This window comes from Streptomyces sp. H39-C1 (assembly GCF_027158125.1).
Lineage (GTDB): Bacteria > Actinomycetota > Actinomycetes > Streptomycetales > Streptomycetaceae > Actinacidiphila > Actinacidiphila fildesensis.
Genome location: NZ_JAPVLS010000132.1, coordinates 1 through 18,020, shown reverse-complemented (window position 1 = coordinate 18,020; position 18,020 = coordinate 1). Strand labels below are relative to the sequence as shown.

The following is an 18,020-nucleotide window of genomic DNA, read 5'->3' as shown; positions in this document are numbered from 1 at the left end:
CCCCCGGAGGACCCGGCCCCCGCACCCCCCAACCCACCTGGCAGGATGCCCGGACGCGACCGAACACCTACCCGAAGGCGGCAGCTCATGGCCCACCCCGACCCCCGCGTCCAAGCCGCCTTCGAGGCCGCCAAGGGGTTCATGCCGCTCGACGAAGGGCTCGCGCTCCACGACGCCGCCACCGACGCCGCCGCGCGCCTCCCCGGGCTGCCCCTCCTCGAAGTGGGGACGTACTGCGGTCGCTCCACCATCCTGCTCGCCGACGCGGCCCGAGCGGCCCGCACCGTGGCCGTCACCGTCGACCACCACCGCGGCAGCGAAGAGCAGCAGCCCGGCTGGGAGTACCACGACAAGGACCTCGTCGACCCCGAGGTCGGCCTGATGGACACCCTGCCGACCTTCCGAAGGACCCTGCACGCGGCCGGCTTCGAGGACGACGTCATCGCCATCGCCGGCCGCTCCCCCCGGGTCGCCGCGACCTGGGGCAAGCCCCTCGCCCTGGTCTTCATCGACGGCGGTCACACCGACGAGCACGCCACCGCGGACTACGAGGGCTGGGCCCCGCACGTGGCGCCGGACGGCGTGCTCGTCGTGCACGACGTGTTCCCGGACCCGGCGGACGGCGGCCAGGCGCCGTACCGGGTGTACCGGCGGGCGCTGGACTCCGGAGCATTCACGGAGGTGTCCGTGACGCGTTCGCTGCGCGTCCTGCGGCGCACCGGCACCGGGATCTGAGACGGAGACGGGGACCCGAAACGGGGATCCGGGACGGCCGCCGCCGGCGGCCGATAGCATCGGAAGCGTGTTCAGCGACGAGTCGAGGATGAGCGGCAGGACCGGCGCCGTGGTCATTTCCGTGGCCGCGTTGGTGCCCACCTGCTTCGCGGGCTGGCTCGTGTACCAGTCGATGCACGGGCCGGGCGGCGACGACGGGGCCCAGCGGGTGCTGCCCCTGCCGTCGACGTCGGCCCTGGCGGACCCGAGCGAGCAGACGGACGGCAAGGCCGGGTCCCCGACGTCGCGGACGTCAGGGACGTCGGGGCAACCGTCGTCGACGGATCCGCAGCGGAAGGCGTTCGGTACGTCCCCCACGAAGGGGACGCCCGCCGCCCCGGCCGCCGCACTCCCGCTCAGCGGGAAGACCGTCGTCATCGACCCGGGGCACAACACGAACAACGTCAACCACACCGCGGACATCAACCGGCTCGTCGATATCGGGACGACTCGCAAGGAATGCGACACGACCGGCACGTCCACCAACAGTGGATACGCCGAAGCATCGTTCAGCCTCGATGTCTCCCGGCGGGTCCGCACCCTGCTCGCCGAGCGCGGGGCGAAGGTGCGGCTGACGCAGGACGGCGACCGGTCGTTCGGACCGTGCATCGACGAGCGGGCGCGGATCGGCAACGAGGCGCACGCGGATGCGGCCGTCTCCGTTCACGGGGACGGCTCGGCGGCGGGGAATCGCGGATTCCATGTGATCACCCCGGCGTCCCTGCACGCGGGGGCCGCCGACACCCGGCCCATCGTGGCGCCGTCCGGTCTGCTCGGTGCGGCACTGAAGTCGCACTTCGCGACCGACACGGGCTCGGCACCCGCGAACTATCTGGCGGACGGCACGGGGCTGATGGCCCGCAGCGATCTGGGCGGGCTCAATCTCTCGACCGTCCCCAAAGTGCTCATCGAGTGCGGCAACATGCGGGACGCGCAGGACGCGGCGAAGTTCACCGATCCGAAGTGGCGGCAGCGTGCGGCGGAGGGCATCGCTGACGGTATTACGGCATTCCTCCAAGGGAAGAGGTGACCAACCGGTAGCCATTCGGCGCCGATTGCGCACCAGTTGCCGCACCCGGCTCACCGCTTGCGGACCACACCCTTACGATAGGGGGCCACTCCCCGCGCCTCGCCCCTGAACTGGCAGAGAGCGCTGCGCGTACCGGCGACAGCGACGAAGACACCGAGACCGACAAAGGACCTTACGTGAACATCCGCTCCCTGTCCCGAGGAGACGGCGCGGTGATCGGAGCAGCGGCGCTGCTGCTGATCGCTTCGTTCCTGCCGTTCTTCTCCTTCGATAGCGCAGGCTCCGACAAGACGGTCAGCACATGGAGCGCGGCACTGTTCCCGCTGCTGCCGACCGTGACCCTCGCCGCGCTGGCGGCCGCGGGCCTGATCGTCGCCGGCCGGGCGATGGTGCCCGCGGGCCGTCAGGTGGTTGGGCTGACCCTGGAGCAGTGGGGCACCGCGCTGGCGGTCTTCGTCGGCTGGTCGGCGCTGTGGTCGGCGTTCTCCACCGTCATCCCGGACCTCGGTGGCGGCGCCAACAACGACGGCGTCAGCAAGGGCGTCGGCGCTTGGCTGACGCTCGTCTTCGGCATCGCGCTCGCGGTCGTCGCCGTGCTGTCGTCCCGCATTCCGGCGCTGCAGGCCCCGCTCATGGGCGCCCCGAAGCAGCCGCAGCCGTACGGTGGCGCGCCCTACGGTGCGCCGCAGCCGGGTCTTGGCCAGCCGGGCATGCCGCAGCCGGGTATGCCGCAGCCGGGTGGCTACGGCTACCCCGGTGCTCCGGCGCCCGACCCGTCGGTCGGCGGACAGCCGCAGCCCCAGCCGCACGCCTGCGGCGGCCAGGCCCCGGCTCCCGCCCCGGCTCCGCAGTCCCAGCAGCCGGCGCAGGGCCAGCCGCCGCAGTCCGGTTCCTCGGACTTCACGGCGTTCTGGTTCGCGGTGCCGGTGCCGCGTCCGCTGTTCGCGGAGGACGGTTCGCCGACGCCGATCGCCGAGCTGGCGCCGGGTACGTGGTACCTGGCGGTGGAGCAGCGGGGTGCGGCGCTGATCGCGCAGACCCAGGACGGCCGGCGTGGCGTGCTGCAGGACACGAGCGGTATTCAGCGCGGCTGACGTTCACGGCTGACGGCAGCATCTGCGGATGCGAGGTGGCCGTCCCTCGTCGTGCTTTGTGAGCCCCCGCCCGGATTCCGGGTGGGGGCTCACGCGTCTTTCGCCGTCCCTGTCCGTGCCGTACAGTCCTGATCTGACGCATCGTCAGATGGGGTGAAGGGGCGGCGCCATGAGGCTCGGGCTGGCACTCGGCTATTGGGGGCGTGGGCCCCGTGCGCGTGATGTGGAACTCGCGCAGGAGGCCGAGCGCCTCGGGTACGACTCCGTGTGGACCGCCGAGGCGTGGGGGTCGGACGCTTTCACTCCGCTGACCTGGATCGCGGCGCACACGTCGCGGATCAAGCTGGGGACGGGCATCGCGCAGATGGCTGCCCGCTCCCCCACCGCCACCGCGATGCACGCGCTCACCCTGGACCATCTCTCCGGTGGCCGGATGATGCTGGGGCTCGGGCTGTCCGGGCCGCAGGTGGTCGAGGGGTGGTACGGGCGGCCGTTCCCGAAGAGCCCGTTGACCGCGACCCGCGAGTACGTGGACGTTCTGCGGCAGGTCTTCCGGCGGGAGGGGCCGGTCGAGCTCGCAGGGCGGTTCCACAGTCATCCGTACTCCGGCGAGGACGGTACGGGGCTCGGCAAGGCGCTCAAGCCGATCACCCATCCGCTCCGGGCCGATCTGCCGATCCTGCTCGGCGCCGAGGGTCCGAAGAACATCGCCCAGACGACCCGCATCGCGGACGGCTGGATGCCGCTGTACTGGTCGCCGATGCGTACCGATGTCTATGAGCTGTCGCTGGCCGAGGCTCCCAAGGACTTCATGGTCGCGCCCCTGGTACGGGCCCAGGTGTGCGACGACGTGGCCGAGGGGCTGCTGCCGGTCAAGGCGATGCTCGGCTTCTACATCGGCGGGATGGGCGCCCAGGCGAAGAACTTCCATGCCGACCTGATGGCCCGGATGGGGTACGAGGAGGAGGCGCGGCACATCCAGCGGCTCTTCCTGGACGGGCGCCGGGAGGAGGCGGTGCTGGCCGTCCCGGATGCCTTCGCCGACGAGATCTCGCTGGTCGGGCCGCGGGAGCGGATCGCGGAGCGGCTGGAGCTGTGGCGGTCGGGGCCGGTCACCGACCTGCTGGTGACCGCGCCCGATCCGGACACGCTGCGTGTGCTCGCCGAGTTGAACAGCTAGCGGAACCTAGCCCCCTAGCTGACCTGCCGACGGGATCTGGTCCTTGACCTCGGCGCCCGCCTGCTTGCCCGCCTCCTTCACCCCGTCGATCGTCTTCTGGAACGTGCTGACCACGTCGTCCGTCGAATCGCCCTTGCGCAGCTTGCTGGGCAGGTCCTTGAGGGCGTCGATGCCGGCGGTCAGCGGGGCCACCAGCTTGGAGAGCGTGGGGTCGCCCTTGGCGTTGTCCGCCGCGGCCTTGAGCCGGTTGTAGGCGAACGCCCCGGCCAGACCCGCCTTGACCAGCGCGAACGTCCGGCCGTCCGCGCCCTTCTTGAACGTCCCGGCGCGGTACGGCTTGATGATCCACTGATAGGTGGCGCCCGCCGCGAGCCCGGCGTTCGCGACGAAGCGGGTCTTGGCGAGCTTCTGCTTCTCGGCCGTGGTCGAGGCCGTCGGGCTGCCGGACACCTCGGTCTTCGCCTTGTCGTTGCACGCGGTCGTCGCGGTGAGGAGCGCGCCGCAGAGCAGCAGCGCGGTCAGCAGGCGGCGCAAGGGGATGCCGTTCGGCACGGTCGACCTCCGAGGACGTACGGGGCACACGTCCTCGCAGGATCACCCGGCCGGCACACCCCCGCCACTCGGGCCGCCGGAACCGCCGCACGGATCATCGGCGGCCGTCCGGGCCGTTCAGAACGCCGTACGGGCCAGCCAGTGGTCCAGCAGCTCGCGGTCGCCGAGCACCTGCACGCGGTCGCTGTCCAGCGGCAGCCGCCGGTAGAAGGCGAGCAGCAGGTCGGTGAGGGGAGCGCGCAGCGCCACGTCGCCCTTGGCGTGCTCGCGCCGCCAGGTGACGGATTCCGGGCCGCGTTCGATCACCCATTCGGCGACCAGTCCGGCCGGGCTGTCGGTGGCGTGCAGGTGCAGGGTCTGTCCGTGGCCGCGCAGTTCCGCGAGCTCCGGGGTCTGCTCGACGGCGAACGGATCGGTGATGATCTCCAGCCACTCGTCGATCGCGTCGGCGGCCAGCTCGGCCGGCGCGTGGTACTCGCTCCAGGTGGCCAGCGCGGCGTCCGCCCGGTGCACCAGGGTCTCCAGGACCATCCGGCGGGCCCAGAAGCCGGCTTGCTGCGGCCGCGCCCAGGTCCAGACCGGCAGTTCGGGGCCGGACTCGCGCAGCGTGGCGGCGAACCGCTCGGCGCCCTCGGCCAGCCAGCTGTCGAGCTTCTCGCCGGCGGGTGCCTCGTAGTCCGGCACCTGGTTCTCGGGGAGGTACTTCTCGGCCCTGGTGCCGACGATCGTCTCCGCCCAGCGGTGCGCCTGGCCGACGTGGGCCGCCAGTTCGTGCAGGGTCCAGCCCGGGCAGGTCGGCACCTTGGCGCCGGGGTCGGAACCGCGGAGTGTGTCACGCAGCCGGGCGGTCTCCTCGACGATCGCCGTGCAGTACGCCTCGTGCTCCAGCCAGGCCATGCGCCGCCATCCCTCGTCTACTTCATATCGAAAGGATTTTCCACCAGCAGTTTCAACCAGCCTAACGGGGCAAGGCGAGGGCTATGTCCAGACGCTACCGAGGCAATCCCGCAGCGGCGATCATTCTGATCGTCGCAGATGTCGCGGCCCTGATCCTGATCCTGTGGATACTCATGTATCTGCTCGACGCCAACAAGGCCAACGACCTGGTCAACTGGATCCACAATTCGGCGAATTGGCTCGCGGGCTGGTCCCTCGACCTGTTCACCATGGATTCGGACAAACTCCGCACCGTGCTGAACTACGGCCTTCCGGCCGTGGTCTACCTGGTCATCGGCCATGCCGTGGCCGGCCGGGTCAATCGGGCCTGATCCGGCAGCACGGAAGAAACCGGCCGAACGGCAGGCCGCCAGGGCCCGGCCACGCCCTGGCGGCAAGGTCTCCTGACAGCACGGCCGTACGGTCCTAGCAGCAGCCCGCGTCGTCCGGAGCCAGGCCGATCGGGAGCCGCTCGCCCCCGAAGACCGCGGTGGTCGCCTCGTCCCCCCCGAGCGCGGCCACCGCGAGCAGCAGTGCGCCGGCCGTCCAGGAAGTACGTTCCTCCGGCCAGACGGCGTCGTCGTCGTAGACGTAGCCCGTCCAGTACATCCCGTCGTCCCCGGTGCGCAGGTGCTGGATGTCGGCGAGGATCTCCACAGCGCGGTCGGACTCGCCCATCGCCCACAGGGCGAGGGCGAGTTCCGCGCTCTCCCCGCCGGTGACCCAGGGCCGGTCCGAGACGCAGCGGACCCCGAGGCCGGGCACCACGAAGGTCTCCCAGAGCGCCTCGATGCGTTCCTTGGCGGCCGGGCCACGCAGCGCGGTACCGAGGACCGGGTAGTACCAGTCCATGGAGAAGCGCCCCTTGTCGAGGAAGCGCTCGGGGTGGTGCAGCACGGCGTGGCCGAGCAGGCCGGTCGCCAGCTCCCAGTCGGGCTGCGGCTCCTCGCGGTAGTCCGCGACGGCCAGCGCGCAGCGCAGCGCCTGGTAGATCGAGGACGAGCCGGTGAGCAGCGCCTCTTCGGGGAAGCCGCCGTCGTCGTCGCGCTTCCAGGCGATCTGGCCGCCGGGCAGCTGGAGCGCGAGCACGAACTCCACGGCGGCGTAGAGGGTCGGCCACAGCCGTTCCAGGAAGGCGTCGTCGCCCGTGGACAGGTAGTGGTGCCAGATGCCCACGGCCACGTACGCGACGAAGTTGGTCTCGCGGGTCCGGTCGAGGGGCTCGCCCGGCGCGACGGCCGCGTCCGCGCCGGGTACGTCTCCGGCGTACGAGTAGGACGCGTACCAGGAGCCGTCGGTGTTCTGCCGGTCGGCGAGCCAGCGGTACGCGGCCTCGGCGCGGCCGTGTTCGCCCGCCGCGTCCAGAGCCATGGCCGCCTCGACGTGGTCCCACGGGTCGAGGTGCCCGCCGGTGAACCACGGTATGGCGCCGTCGGCCCGCTGGATCGCGGAGATGCCGGCCACGGTCAGTTCGGCCTGCTCGGCGGTGAGGACTCCGGGCAGGACGAGGTGTTCGGTGCGCCCCGGACTCGTCACGCGTCCACCCGCGCATCCAGCACGGGGGTGTGCGGCTTGGTGGCGTAGGCCACGAAGCTCTTGCCGATCAGCGGGTTGAGGGCCTGCTCGGCGACCTTGGTGGCCAGCGGCTTCTTCATGATGTCCCAGACCAGGAGCTTGTGGTACAGCTTCACCGGCAGGGCCTTGTCGTTGTCGACGCCGACGGCGCACTTGATCCACCAGTACGGGGAGTGCAGTCCGTGTGCGTGGTGGGTGCCGTAGGGCTGGAGGCCGGCCTCGCGCATCTTGCCGAGCAGTTCGTCGCCCCGGTAGATGCGGATGTGGCCGCCCTCGACCTCGTGGTAGGCGTCGGAGAGCGCCCAGCAGATCTTCTCCGGGCCGAAGCGCGGCACCGTGATCGCTATCCGGCCGCCGGGCCGCAGCACCCGCACCATCTCGGCGAGTACGCCCTTGTCGTCCGGGATGTGCTCCATGACCTCGGAGATGATCACGACGTCGAAGCTGTCGTCGGGGAACGGCAGTTGGAGCGCGTCACCCTCCATCGCGACGGCGGACGCGCCGGCCGGGGCCTCGCCCTCCGCCTTCATCGCCGCGAACCACTTGGCGACCTCGCGGATCTCGTCGCCGTTGCGGTCCAGGGCGACGACATTGGCGCCGCGCCGGTAGCACTCGAAGGCGTGCCTTCCGGCGCCGCAGCCCAGGTCGAGGACCCGGTCGCCAGGGGCGAGCGGGAAACGGGAGAAGTCGACGGTCAGCACGGAGCCTCTGCTTTCGTCCGGTGGGTCGGGGCGGGGGCGGCGGACTGGGCGGCGATCGCCGCTCGGTAGTGCTCGGCCGTGCCGATGGCGGCCTGTTCCCAGGTGAAGCGGCTGAGGACGCGCTGCCGGCCGGCCACGCCGAGGCGGCGCCGGAGGTCCGCGTCCCCGAGCAGCCGGCCCAGGGCGGTGGCGAGCGCGCCGGCGTCACCGGGCGGTACGGCGAGACAGGTCTCGCCGTCGGTCCCGGCGACCTCGGGGATCGCGCCTCCGGTGGTGGCGACCAGCGGGGTGCCGGTGGCCATCGCCTCGGCGGCGGGCAGCGAGAAGCCTTCGTAGAGCGAGGGAACGCAGGCGACCTCGGCACCGCGGATGAGGTCGACGAGTTCGGCGTCGGTGATGCCCTTGACGAAGTCGATGGCGCCTTCGAGGCCGAACCGGGTGATGGCGGCGGCGACCGGCCCGTCCTCGGCGCGCTTGCCGACGACGACGAGATGCGCGTCGGGTCGCTCCGCGCGGAGCTTGGCGAGCGCTTCGACGAGGTGGACCAGGCCCTTCAGCGGCACATCGGCGCTGGAGGTGGTGACGATGCGGCCGGGGATCTCGGGCACCGAGGCGTCCGGCGAGAAGAGCCGGGTGTCGGCGCCGATGTGGACGACGTGGACGCGGTCCTCCCGCACCCCCAGGTCCTCCACGATCTCGGCGCGGGAGGAGCCGGAGACGGTCAGCACGGACGGCAGCCGGCGCGCGACGCGCTTCTGCATCTGGGTGAAGCCGTACCAGCGGCGCACCGACAGCCGGCGCTTCCAGTCGGGCGCCGCGGCCAGGTCCAGCCGCCGGTCGACGGTGATCGGGTGGTGGATCGTGGTGACCAGCGGGGTGCCGAGCCCGAGCAGCCCGTAGCCGAGCGTCTGGTTGTCGTGGATCACGTCGAACTCGCCGCGCCGGGCCGCCAGGTGGCGCCGGGCGCGCAGCGAGAACGTCAGCGGCTCGGGGAAGCCACCGGTCCACATCGTGCCGACCTCGACCGCGTCGATCCAGTCGCGGTACTCGCCGAGCCGGGGATTGCGGAACGGGTCCGGCTGCCGGTACAGGTCCAGGCTGGGCAGCTCGGTGAGGGTCACTCCGGCACCGACGGCGTCGAGCACCGGATAGGGCTGGGCGCCGATCACCTCGACGGTGTGGCCGAGCCGGGCGAGCTCACGGGAGAGATGGCGTACGTAGACGCCCTGGCCCCCGCAGAAGGGGTTCCCCTTGTAGGTGAGCAGCGCGATCCGTAGTGGCATGGCCTCAACGGTCACTCCCGGCCCCCTTCTCACTCACTTCCGCCGGAGCGTAACCGGTCGCGCTAATCTAGAACAAGTTTCAGACTCGAACGTTCAGAACCGAATCTACCGGCAGCGGCACGGCCCCGAATGAGGCGGACCAGGTGATTCGCACCACGACATCTGTCCTGCCATCATGCAACGCAGTGCCACGGTGACCGCGGATTACGGATGGAATGTCACGGAATGGGACATATGACAACAGAACCCAAGCCGCCGACTCCGTCGTCGCCCCTGCTGACCGAACGTCAGGAGGCGCGCCGCCGTCGCATCCTGCACGCCAGCGCGCAGCTCGCCTGCCGCGGCGGTTTCGACGCGGTGCAGATGCGTGAGGTCGCCGAGAACTCGGGCGTCGCGCTCGGCACGCTCTACCGCTACTTCCCGTCCAAGATCCATCTGCTGGTCGCCACCATGCAGGACCAGCTCGGCCAGATGCACGAGACGCTGCGCAAGCGTCCGCCGGTCACCGCCGAGCCGGCCGACCGGGTCGCCGAGACGCTGATGCGCGCCTTCCGCGCGATGCAGCGCGAACCGCATCTGGCCGACGCGATGGTGCGCGCCCTGACGTTCGCCGACCGTTCCGTGAGCCCCGAGGTCGACACCGTCTCCCGGCTCACCACCGCGATCATCCTGGACGCGATGGGCCTGGACGGCCCGCCCACCGCCGACCAGCTCTCCGCGGTCCGGGTGATCGAGCACACCTGGCACTCGGCCCTGGTGACCTGGCTCTCCGGCCGCGCCTCCATCGCGCAGGTGAAGATAGACATCGAAACCGTGTGCCGGCTGATCGACCTGACGGCGCCGGAGCGGCGCGGCTGAAAAAGGCGCCTCAGGAACGGCACGCCCGGGACCTGGCGATACCGGCCGGTGGGATGTGCCGGAGGCACCCCCAGGTGGCCCCTGTCGCACGCACATTCCCAGCGTGCGGGGGGCACATGGGCGCACGGAATGCGCCTCCGTGCATCTCCTTGGCCGGATTGCGGGGCCATCCCTGACGACTTCGCGGGTACGAATGGGGTTGCTCGCACGGTCCGGTCCACGGGGTTCTCGAAGGGGCAAATGTGATCCGGGTTTTACTAGTACATGACACATGGCTGATGCGATCCGCGCTCGCGGCGCTGCTGGGCAGGGAACACGACATCGAGGTGGTGGCCACGCCATGGCGCAACGCACCGAGACGCGCTCGGTCGTTACGGCCTCAAGTGTGTGTGGTCGACGTCGAGTGTCCTGGTGCCGAACACGGCAACGTGGCCCAACTGACGGAGTTACAGGACTACGCGGTCGGCCAGGAATGTGCCCTGCTCGTCCTGGCCACCGCGAGCCGCCCGGGTCTGCTGCGCCGCGCGTCGCAGGCGCGTGCGCTGGGGTTCGTCAACAAGGACGCACCGCCAGAGGAACTGGTCCGTGGGATCAGGAGAGTCGCTACGGGGGAACGTTTCGTCGACAATTCGCTCGCTTTTGATTTCCTGCAGGCCGCCGACATTCCGCTGACCCCCCGCGAGTTGAGCGTGCTGTCACTCGCCGCCGAGGGCGCGTCCATCGGCGAGATCGCCCGCGTCCTGCACCTGTGCAACGGCACCGTGCGCAACTACATGGCCGCGATCACCCGCAAGACGGGCGCCCGGAACCGGGTCGACGCCATACGAATATCCCGGGTGGCCGGCTGGCTCTGACCAGTTCCCGACCAGGTCCCGGTAGAGCGCGGACCGCTCCAGGAGCTCCTCGTGGCCGCCGCAGACCGTATGCGTGCCGTCCATGACCAGCACCTGGTCCGCGCGCCGCGCCGAGCTGATGCGGTGCGCGATCACGATCAGCGCTCCGCCGCCGGGGCGGAGCGCGAAGGCCCGTTCCGCACGGGCCTCCGCCGCCGGGTCGAGATAGCAGGTCGCCTCGTCCAGCAGCACCAGCGGCGCGGGCGACAGATAAGCGCGGGTCAGCGCCAGCAGCTGCCGCTCCCCCTGGGACAGCGTGCCCGGCTCGGCGATGCCGTCCAACCCGCCCATCCGGTCCAGCAGTTCCGACATCCCGACGGCCCCGGCCGCCGCGCACAGCCGGCTGTCGGGGACCGGCTCGGGACCCGGGCACAGGTAGGACAGGTTGTCGCGGACGCTTCCGGCGAAGACGTACGCCTCCTGCGGGATCAGCACCCGCATCCCCGGCAGTTCGGTGGCCGGCTGCTCCCGCAGCGGCCGGCCACCGAGTTCCACCACACCCGCACCCGGGTGCAGCAGCCCCCCGATGAGCCCCGCGAGGGTCGACTTGCCGATCCCGCTCGGCCCGACGACCGCCAGATGGCAGCCGCGCGGCACCACGAGGTCCAGCTCCCGGACCACCGGCTCGGCCAGTTCCCCGTAGGCGAAGGTGACACCGCGCAACTCCACGGCGGGGGCGGTGGGTACATCCGTGGGGGCAGGCACGGGCGCATCCCCGACGGGCGCTCCGTCCTCCGGGTCCGGTGCGGCGGTCTGCGGTACCAGGCGGCCGAGGACGACGACGAAGCGCGAGCCGGCCGTGCCCAGCCCCTGGGTCAGGGCCTGCAGTGCGGGCAGCAGCGACTGGGTGAGGTAGGCGAGGGCGCCGACCAGCGCGCCCGCGGTCACCCCTCTGCCCAGCAGCCACGGCGCCGAGGCGAGCAGCAGGACGACGGGGAGCCGGCCGCCGACGCCCAGGGCCAGCGCGCGCAGCACTCCCCAGCGGGCGAGGACCCGTGACGCGCGGAATTCGGTGTCGATCCGCTGCGCGGCCTCCGCCGTCATCCGCTCCTCCGCGCCGCAGGCGGCGATGTCGCGGAGTCCGGCGGCCATCGCGCCCAGGCTCTCGGCCACGTCCTCGTTCGCGGTGAGGAAGGCCGCCTGGCGGCGGTTCATCGGCCGGAGCGTCAGGCAGAAGAGCCCGAGCCCCACGAACAGCGGCGGTACGACGACGAGCAGCAGGACGGGTGCCAGCGAGAGCAGCCCGATGAGGGCGCCCGCGACGGTGAACAGGAACGACCGCGACACCATCACCAGACCGGCGAACGTGTCGCGGGCGATCTCGACCTGTTGGGTCAGCCGCGAGACGACCGCGGTGTCCGCGCCGTGCGGGTCGCGTACGGCGTCGTCCAGGCCGCGGGCCACCACCCGCCGCACCAGGCCGTCGCGCAACGGTTCCACCAGGGCCGCGACCGCGCGGTAGACCCGGCCGGTCCCGAACGCGCCCGCCGCCACGGCCAGCGCGGCCAGCCCCGCGTACTTGGAGTTGCGCAGGTGCAGGGAGTAGGGGCCGGGTACGAACTTGAACGGTATGCCGCGCGGGACGCAGTGGTCCCAGACCTTCGCGATGGTCTTCTCGGCGTTTTCCAGACACGCGGAGACGTGGATCTTCCACCCCTGCGGGGGCGATCCGGGTCTGGGGACGCCGGTGCCGTCCACCGGCGTGAAGTGCAGCCAGTCACCGGAGCGTCCGGTGCGCCAGCCCTCGGGAACCGGGCGCTGGGCCGGCTCGTAGAGCGACGCACCGGATCCCTTGTCGGGACCGGAGCCCGTGGACAAGCGGTCCGGGGTCCCTTAGAAATACCTGTCGACTAGGCAGAAGACCTCGTACCGCTTGTCCATGACCTCCCCCTCCGGCCTCGAGGTGCTGAGATTTTCACGTGGCCGAAACGGGGAACAGTCGCGTCCGTAACGAAACACCCGTGCAGAACGCATATGTGCGTAATGCACGGGTGCGCAGCCGCAGGTCAGGAGGTGTCCCTGACCTGCGGCGGGACAGCTGTTCCGTTACTCCTCGGGCGGGAAGACCGGCTCGCCGGTGGCGAGCAGGGTGAGCGTGATCGCCTCCACCGGGCACCCTTCGGCCGCCGCCAGCACCTGTTCCGAGGCGTCGGACTCGGCGGCGGCGGGGTGGGACTGCCGGGCGCCGTCGAGGGTGAAGCCGTCCGGGGCCGCGTTGACGCACATGCCGGAGCCGATGCAGACCGTGCGGTCCACCTCGATGTGCCAGCGGTCGCCCATCAGCCCTCCGCCCCCGCCGTACCGGCCGGCGCCTGGTATCCGGCCGGCAGGTGGATCATCTTGTGCTCCAGGTACTCGCCGAAGCCCTCGGGGCCGAACTCCCGGCCCACGCCGGAGTTCTTGTAGCCGCCGAACGGGCCGAGCATGTCGAGGCTGAAGGTGTTCACCGAGTACGTGCCGGTGCGGACCTGGCGGGCGATGTCGATGCCGTGCTCGACGTCGGCGGTCCAGACGCTGCCGGACAGCCCGAAGTCGGAGTCGTTGGCGATCCGCAGCGCCTCGGCCTCGTCGTCGTACGGGAGCAGACAGATGACCGGGCCGAAGATCTCCTCGCGGGCGATCCGCATGGAGTTGCTGACGTCGCCGAAGAGCGTCGGTTCGACGTACCAGCCGGTGTCAAGACCGGCCGGCCGGCCGCCGCCGGTCAGGACCTTCGCGCCCTCCTCCTGACCGATCTTGATGTAGTCGAACGAGCGCTGCTGCTGGCGCTTGGCGACCAGCGGGCCGACCTCGGTGGCCGGGTCGAGCGGGTCGCCGACGACCAGCGCGGAGGCGGCCGCCGCGAAGCGCTCGGCGATCTCGTCGTAGCGGGAGCGCGGCGCCAGGATCCGGGTCTGGGCCACGCACGCCTGGCCGTTGTTCATCCAGGCGGCCGAGGTGATGCCGGGGACGGCGGTGTCCAGGTCCACGTCCGGGAGGATGACGGCGGCGGACTTGCCGCCCAGTTCCAGCGTGACGCGGGTGAGGTTGCGGGACGCGACCTCCATCACCCGCCGGCCGGCCCCGACCGAGCCGGTGAACGAGACCTTGTCGACGCCGGGGTGGCCGACCAGGTACTCGCTGACCTCGCGGTCGGCCGCCACGACGGACAGCACGCCGTCGGGCAGCCCGGCCTCCTTGGTGATCTCGGCCAGCACATACGCGTCGAGCGGGGTCTCCGGCGACGGCTTCAGCACGACGGTGCAGCCGGTGAGCAGCGCGGGCGCGAGCTTGGCGGCGGCGGTGAACTGCGGGACGTTCCACGGCACCACGGCCGCGACGACCCCGACGGGCTCACGGCGGACCAGGATCGGGCCGAGGACGCCGGTGCGGTGCTCCTCGTAGGGGAAGTCGCGGGCGACGGTGATCGCCGCGTCCCACACCATCATCGCGCCGAGCGACTGGGCGAGGATGCTCCACGAGTAGGGGGAGCCGTTCTCCGAGCTGATGAGACGGCCTATCTCGTCGTACCGGACGGCGATGGCGTCCTTGATGCGGGTGACGACGGCGATCCGCTCGTCGAGGGTCATCCGCGGCCACGGACCCTCGTCGAACGCCTTGCGGGCCGTGGCGACCGCGCGGTCCACGTCGGCGCGGGAGGCGTGCGGCACCCGCCCGATGACCTGCTCGGTGTGCGGGGAGATGACCTCGATGGTCCCGCTGCCGAGCGGGTCCACCAACTCCCCGCCGATGAACAGCTGTCCGTGTTCGATGAGGTCGGTCATTACTGGTGCCTCCTGCGGGTCGGCCCATACCTGACGCTGTTTCAGAACTGATACCAGTTCTAGTTATAGTGGGCAATGACTTCGTCGGCGAGAGGGGACCAGATGGTGCGCGTGACCGACCACGGCGGAGGGGTCTGGAGCATCCCGGTCCCGATCCCCGACAACCCCCTCGGCCACACGCTCGTCCATCTCCTGGACACCGACCGCGGTCCCGTACTGATCGACACCGGCTGGGACGATCCGGACTCGTACGCCGCGCTGGAGGCCGGGCTCGTCGAGGCGGGCACCTCCGTCGCCGAGGTGCACGGTGTCCTGATCACCCACCACCACCCCGACCACCACGGGCTGTCCGCGCAGGTCCGCGAGGTGTCCGGCGCCTGGATCGCGATGCACTCCGCCGACGCGGACGTGGTGCGCCGCACCCGGTCCGCCGAGCCGGCCCGCTGGCTGACCTTCATGACGGCCAAACTCACCGCCGCCGGCGCCCCCGAGGAGCACATCGCCCCGCTGCGCGCCGCCCGCGAATCGGGGCGGATGAGCACCCTGCCGGGGCTGCGGCCCGCGCTCCCGGACCGCGACATCGAACCCGGCGAGCTCGTGGACCTCGCCGGCCGGCGGCTGCGCGCCATCTGGACGCCCGGCCACACCCCCGGGCACGTCTGCCTGTTCCTGGAGGAGAGCCGGCGGCTGTTCTCCGGTGACCATCTGCTGCCGGGGATCTCCCCGCACATCGGGCTGTACGAGGACCCCGACGACGAGGTCGAGACCGATCCGCTCGGCGACTACCTGGCGAGCCTGGAGCGCATCGGCCGGCTGAACCCCGACGAGGTGCTGCCCGCCCACCAGTACGCGTTCAAGGACGCGGCCGGCCGGGTGCGGGAGCTGCTCGACCACCACGAGGAGCGGCTCGCCGGGCTGGCGGCGCTGATCAGTGACGCACCGCGCACCCCCTGGCAGCTCGCCGAGGTGATGGAGTGGAACCGCCCCTGGGAGCAGATCCCGTTCGGCTCCCGCAACATCGCCGTCTCCGAGGCCGAGGCCCATCTGCGGCGGCTGGTGAAGGCCGGCCGCGCCGAGGCCGTGCCCGGCTCCGACCCGGTCACCTACCAGGCGGTCTGACAGCACGGGCGGCCGGGGCGCGGGCGGGCCGGGACCGGGAGCGGCACCCGCAGGGCATACGATGTTCGGGACAATTCCATCCACGTCCGAGCGGGGGAAGCCGGCGCGAATCCGGCACTGACCCGCAACCGTGAGCCGTCCCCCAGGGCAGGGGCGGCGAGTCGGAGTACCCGCGCGGACGGGAGCGGCTCCCGGTCCGGCAGATGCGGCGACGTATCGGCGGCGACCGGCACCGTCGAGGTAGCGACCTGGGGAGACATAGGGAGCGGATCAGCGAGCGGCGTCATGCGGCTGCGCATCCAAGGCGGAGGAGGAAGGCGACGCGGAGCGTCGTCGACCGACGACAACGCCGGAGGCGCGGCCGCCGGGCGTCGCGAGCCCGCTCCCTATGTCTCCCCAGGTCGCAAGGAGCCGGAGCCCGGTGCCCCGCGCAGTGCGCGGGCTCGCAGCGGTGCGCCCGGCCACGCACCCGCTCAGCGAAAGGCATCAACCCCTCATGAACCTCCGTCGCAGCGCCGCCGCGCTCGCCGCCGCCACCGTGCTCGGTATGGCCGCGGTGCCCGCAGCCTCCGCCGACACCCCGCTGCCGCCGGGTCTCTACGGCACCGGGGACCCGACGTACGACGGGGTGTGGCGGCAGTCGTACGCGCTGCTGGCGCTGGACACCGCCGGGGTGCGGCCGGCCGACAGCGCTGTCACCTGGCTGACCGGTCAGCAGTGCGCGGACGGCGGCTTCCCGTCGTACCGGGCCGACCCGGCGAAGGCCTGCGACGCCAAGACGGAGGACACCAACGCGACGGGCATCGCCGTGCAGGCGCTCACCGCGCTGGGCGGCAAGGACGCCGTGGTGAAGAAGGCCACCGACTGGCTGACCTCGGTGCGCAACAAGGACGGCGGCTGGTCGTACAACCCCGGCGGCGCCTCCGACCCGGACTCCACGGCTGTCGTGATCGGCGCGCTGGCGGCCGTCAAGCAGGACGTGAAGGCGTCGCAGGACAGCCTCAAGGCCTTCCAGTTCGGCTGTGACGCCAAGGCCGCCGACCGCGGCGCCTTCGGCTACCCTATGAACGGCAAGCTCACCGTGAACGCCAAGGCCACCGCCGACGCGGTGCGCGGCGCCCGCGGTGCGGGCTTCGTCGTCACCGCGCCGACCGCGAACACGGCCGCGAAGGCCCCGGACTGTGCGTCGCCGGACGCCTTCAAGACGCTCGACGCGGCCGGTTCGGCCTCGGCCGGCGCCGCGTACCTGACCGCGCAGCTCACCGCGGGCGGCGCGCACCTGACCGCCGTCACCCCGGGCGCGGACAAGCCGACGCCGGACTACGGCACCACCGCCGACGCCGTGGTCGCGCTGGCCGCGGGCGGCAACCTCGACACCGCGAAGACGTCGTACGACTGGCTCGCGAAGAACTCCGCCGTCTGGTCGAAGGGCAACCCCGCCGCCCTCTCCCAGCTGGTCCTCGCCGCCCACGCGACGGGCAACGACCCGCGCAGCGCCGGCGGCGCGGACCTCGTCCAGCAGCTGACCAACCTCGGCCCGAAGCCGGCCGCCGCGGCGAGCGCGAGCCCGTCGCCGTCCGACAAGACCGAGAAGAAGGACGGCAAGTCCTCCTCCGCCACCTGGTGGATCGTCGGGGTCTTCGTCGTCGCCAGCATCGGCGTCGGCTTCCTCGTCAGCGGCCGCAAGAAGAAGCAGGGCTGATGCCGCGCCCCCGGCTGCGGGTCCTCGCCGTCCTGCTGGCGCTCGGCGCGCTGCTCGCCGTCTCCGCCCTGCCCGCACAGGCCGCCGCGTACCGCTACTGGTCGTTCTGGCAGCGTTCAGGCGACACCTGGACGTACGCGCAGACCGGTCCCGCGCTGGACCGGCCCGCCGACGGGTCCGTGGAGGGCTGGCGCTTCGCGGCCAGCGCCGAGGCCCAGGACTCCTCGAAGCCGCGTGACGTCCCCGGCGCCACGTCGTTCGCCGCGATCTGCACGGGCACCCCGCCCAAGGGCGGCACCAAGCGCATCGCCCTCGTGCTGGACTTCGGCACCGCCGCCGACGCGGGCGGCGGTGCGGCACCGCCCGCGCCCCGTACCGCGTGCGCCCAGGTCCCGGGCGACGCGACGGGCGCCGACGCGCTCGCCGCCGTCGCCAAACCGCTGCGCTACAACTCCGCGGGCATGGTGTGCGCCATCGCCGGCTACCCGAAGACGGGCTGCGGGGAGCCGGTGGCCGACGGCTCGGGCGGCTCCGGCACGGCATCGGCGTCGAAGACACC

General features: G+C 71.7%; 17 protein-coding genes, 1 pseudogene and 1 riboswitch. Of the genes and pseudogenes, 10 read left to right on the top strand and 8 right to left on the bottom strand.

The features are described 5' to 3' along the window. The first annotated feature begins 87 nt into the window (after positions 1 to 87). The 4 genes from O3W51_RS44155 (at position 88) to O3W51_RS44140 (ending at position 4,078) form a co-directional block, all read left to right on the top strand. Positions 88 to 735 (top strand): class I SAM-dependent methyltransferase, encoded by a 648-nt coding sequence (locus O3W51_RS44155; protein ID WP_187144860.1) that lies wholly within the window; start codon positions 88 to 90, stop codon positions 733 to 735. Positions 736 to 823: 88 nt separating this feature from the next. Next, the gene (locus tag O3W51_RS44150; RefSeq protein WP_138357705.1) at positions 824 to 1,804 is read left to right on the top strand and encodes an N-acetylmuramoyl-L-alanine amidase; all 981 of its coding nucleotides are present in this window, start codon (positions 824 to 826) and stop codon (positions 1,802 to 1,804) included. Between the two features lie 176 nt (positions 1,805 to 1,980). Further along, entirely contained in the window at positions 1,981 to 2,898 is a 918-nt protein-coding gene (locus tag O3W51_RS44145; RefSeq protein ID WP_269289444.1) for a DUF5336 domain-containing protein, read from the top strand. A gap of 169 nt (positions 2,899 to 3,067) precedes the next feature. Beyond that, positions 3,068 to 4,078 (top strand): LLM class F420-dependent oxidoreductase, encoded by a 1,011-nt coding sequence (locus O3W51_RS44140; protein ID WP_138357675.1) that lies wholly within the window; start codon positions 3,068 to 3,070, stop codon positions 4,076 to 4,078. 6 nt (positions 4,079 to 4,084) lie between these two features. On the opposite strand, the gene O3W51_RS44135 is transcribed toward O3W51_RS44140, so the two are convergent. Next, entirely contained in the window at positions 4,085 to 4,630 is a 546-nt protein-coding gene (locus O3W51_RS44135; RefSeq protein WP_138357676.1) for a hypothetical protein, read from the bottom strand. A gap of 117 nt (positions 4,631 to 4,747) precedes the next feature. Then, the gene (locus O3W51_RS44130; protein ID WP_138357677.1) at positions 4,748 to 5,527 is read right to left on the bottom strand and encodes a maleylpyruvate isomerase family mycothiol-dependent enzyme; all 780 of its coding nucleotides are present in this window, start codon (positions 5,525 to 5,527) and stop codon (positions 4,748 to 4,750) included. A gap of 83 nt (positions 5,528 to 5,610) precedes the next feature. Here O3W51_RS44130 and O3W51_RS44125 point away from each other — a divergent pair, with 83 nt between their 5' ends. Beyond that, entirely contained in the window at positions 5,611 to 5,898 is a 288-nt protein-coding gene (locus tag O3W51_RS44125; RefSeq protein ID WP_138357678.1) for a hypothetical protein, read from the top strand. Between the two features lie 94 nt (positions 5,899 to 5,992). On the opposite strand, the gene O3W51_RS44120 is transcribed toward O3W51_RS44125, so the two are convergent. From O3W51_RS44120 to O3W51_RS44110, 3 genes are read right to left on the bottom strand one after another with little or no spacing between them, the layout of a single operon-like run. Next, positions 5,993 to 7,102: a prenyltransferase gene (locus O3W51_RS44120; protein WP_138357679.1), complete on the bottom strand. Its 1,110-nt coding sequence runs from the start codon at positions 7,100 to 7,102 to the stop codon at positions 5,993 to 5,995. Beyond that, positions 7,099 to 7,842, bottom strand: coding sequence for a class I SAM-dependent methyltransferase (locus O3W51_RS44115; RefSeq protein WP_138357680.1), 744 nt, complete (start codon positions 7,840 to 7,842; stop codon positions 7,099 to 7,101). Before O3W51_RS44115 ends, O3W51_RS44120 begins: the two co-directional genes overlap by 4 nt. Continuing rightward, complete coding sequence (locus O3W51_RS44110) at positions 7,836 to 9,125, bottom strand: glycosyltransferase family 4 protein (protein WP_138357681.1); 1,290 nt, start codon at positions 9,123 to 9,125, stop codon at positions 7,836 to 7,838. The genes O3W51_RS44115 and O3W51_RS44110 overlap by 7 nt, the downstream gene beginning before the upstream one ends. Positions 9,126 to 9,359: 234 nt before the next feature. On the opposite strand from O3W51_RS44110, the gene O3W51_RS44105 reads away from it, so the two are divergent. Next, on the top strand, positions 9,360 to 9,983 hold the full coding sequence (locus O3W51_RS44105) for a TetR family transcriptional regulator (protein WP_138357682.1): 624 nt from the start codon (positions 9,360 to 9,362) through the stop codon (positions 9,981 to 9,983). 278 nt (positions 9,984 to 10,261) lie between these two features. Then, positions 10,262 to 10,837, top strand: a complete 576-nt coding sequence (locus tag O3W51_RS44100; RefSeq protein ID WP_164296714.1) for a response regulator transcription factor — start codon at positions 10,262 to 10,264, stop codon at positions 10,835 to 10,837. 222 nt (positions 10,838 to 11,059) lie between these two features. Here O3W51_RS44100 and O3W51_RS49165 read toward each other — a convergent pair. The 3 genes and pseudogenes from O3W51_RS49165 to O3W51_RS44085 form a co-directional block, all read right to left on the bottom strand. After that, positions 11,060 to 12,694 (bottom strand): annotated as a pseudogene (locus O3W51_RS49165) (class III lanthionine synthetase LanKC N-terminal domain-containing protein); the annotation flags it as partial. A gap of 228 nt (positions 12,695 to 12,922) precedes the next feature. After that, positions 12,923 to 13,156 (bottom strand): ferredoxin, encoded by a 234-nt coding sequence (locus O3W51_RS44090; protein WP_138357684.1) that lies wholly within the window; start codon positions 13,154 to 13,156, stop codon positions 12,923 to 12,925. After that, positions 13,156 to 14,640, bottom strand: coding sequence for an aldehyde dehydrogenase (locus O3W51_RS44085; RefSeq protein WP_138357685.1), 1,485 nt, complete (start codon positions 14,638 to 14,640; stop codon positions 13,156 to 13,158). The genes O3W51_RS44090 and O3W51_RS44085 overlap by 1 nt, the downstream gene beginning before the upstream one ends. Positions 14,641 to 14,742: 102 nt before the next feature. Here O3W51_RS44085 and O3W51_RS44080 point away from each other — a divergent pair, with 102 nt between their 5' ends. The 3 genes from O3W51_RS44080 to O3W51_RS44070 form a co-directional block, all read left to right on the top strand. Continuing rightward, on the top strand, positions 14,743 to 15,759 hold the full coding sequence (locus tag O3W51_RS44080) for an MBL fold metallo-hydrolase (protein WP_138357686.1): 1,017 nt from the start codon (positions 14,743 to 14,745) through the stop codon (positions 15,757 to 15,759). Positions 15,760 to 15,824: 65 nt separating this feature from the next. Then, positions 15,825 to 15,951: riboswitch (cobalamin riboswitch) on the top strand. A 304-nt stretch (positions 15,952 to 16,255) separates the two neighbouring features. After that, on the top strand, positions 16,256 to 17,461 hold the full coding sequence (locus O3W51_RS44075) for a prenyltransferase/squalene oxidase repeat-containing protein (protein WP_269289435.1): 1,206 nt from the start codon (positions 16,256 to 16,258) through the stop codon (positions 17,459 to 17,461). Continuing rightward, on the top strand, positions 17,461 to 18,020 hold a 560-nt coding region (locus tag O3W51_RS44070; protein WP_269289433.1), incomplete at its 3' end, for an SCO2322 family protein. The genes O3W51_RS44075 and O3W51_RS44070, both read left to right, overlap by 1 nt.

What these genes read in the sequence shown, in the direction of transcription:
- O3W51_RS44090 (WP_138357684.1), bottom strand. Translation starts at nt 13,156, where the DNA reads ATGGGCGACCGCTGGCACATCGAGGTGGACCGCACGGTCTGCATCGGC.
- O3W51_RS44085 (WP_138357685.1), bottom strand. Translation starts at nt 14,640, where the DNA reads ATGACCGACCTCATCGAACACGGACAGCTGTTCATCGGCGGGGAGTTG.
- O3W51_RS44155 (WP_187144860.1), top strand. Translation starts at nt 88, where the DNA reads ATGGCCCACCCCGACCCCCGCGTCCAAGCCGCCTTCGAGGCCGCCAAG.
- O3W51_RS44080 (WP_138357686.1), top strand. Translation starts at nt 14,743, where the DNA reads ATGGTGCGCGTGACCGACCACGGCGGAGGGGTCTGGAGCATCCCGGTC.
- O3W51_RS44110 (WP_138357681.1), bottom strand. Translation starts at nt 9,125, where the DNA reads ATGCCACTACGGATCGCGCTGCTCACCTACAAGGGGAACCCCTTCTGC.
- O3W51_RS44150 (WP_138357705.1), top strand. Translation starts at nt 824, where the DNA reads ATGAGCGGCAGGACCGGCGCCGTGGTCATTTCCGTGGCCGCGTTGGTG.
- O3W51_RS44130 (WP_138357677.1), bottom strand. Translation starts at nt 5,527, where the DNA reads ATGGCCTGGCTGGAGCACGAGGCGTACTGCACGGCGATCGTCGAGGAG.
- O3W51_RS44075 (WP_269289435.1), top strand. Translation starts at nt 16,256, where the DNA reads ATGAACCTCCGTCGCAGCGCCGCCGCGCTCGCCGCCGCCACCGTGCTC.
- O3W51_RS44140 (WP_138357675.1), top strand. Translation starts at nt 3,068, where the DNA reads ATGAGGCTCGGGCTGGCACTCGGCTATTGGGGGCGTGGGCCCCGTGCG.
- O3W51_RS44125 (WP_138357678.1), top strand. Translation starts at nt 5,611, where the DNA reads ATGTCCAGACGCTACCGAGGCAATCCCGCAGCGGCGATCATTCTGATC.
- O3W51_RS44100 (WP_164296714.1), top strand. Translation starts at nt 10,262, where the DNA reads ATGCGATCCGCGCTCGCGGCGCTGCTGGGCAGGGAACACGACATCGAG.
- O3W51_RS44105 (WP_138357682.1), top strand. Translation starts at nt 9,360, where the DNA reads ATGACAACAGAACCCAAGCCGCCGACTCCGTCGTCGCCCCTGCTGACC.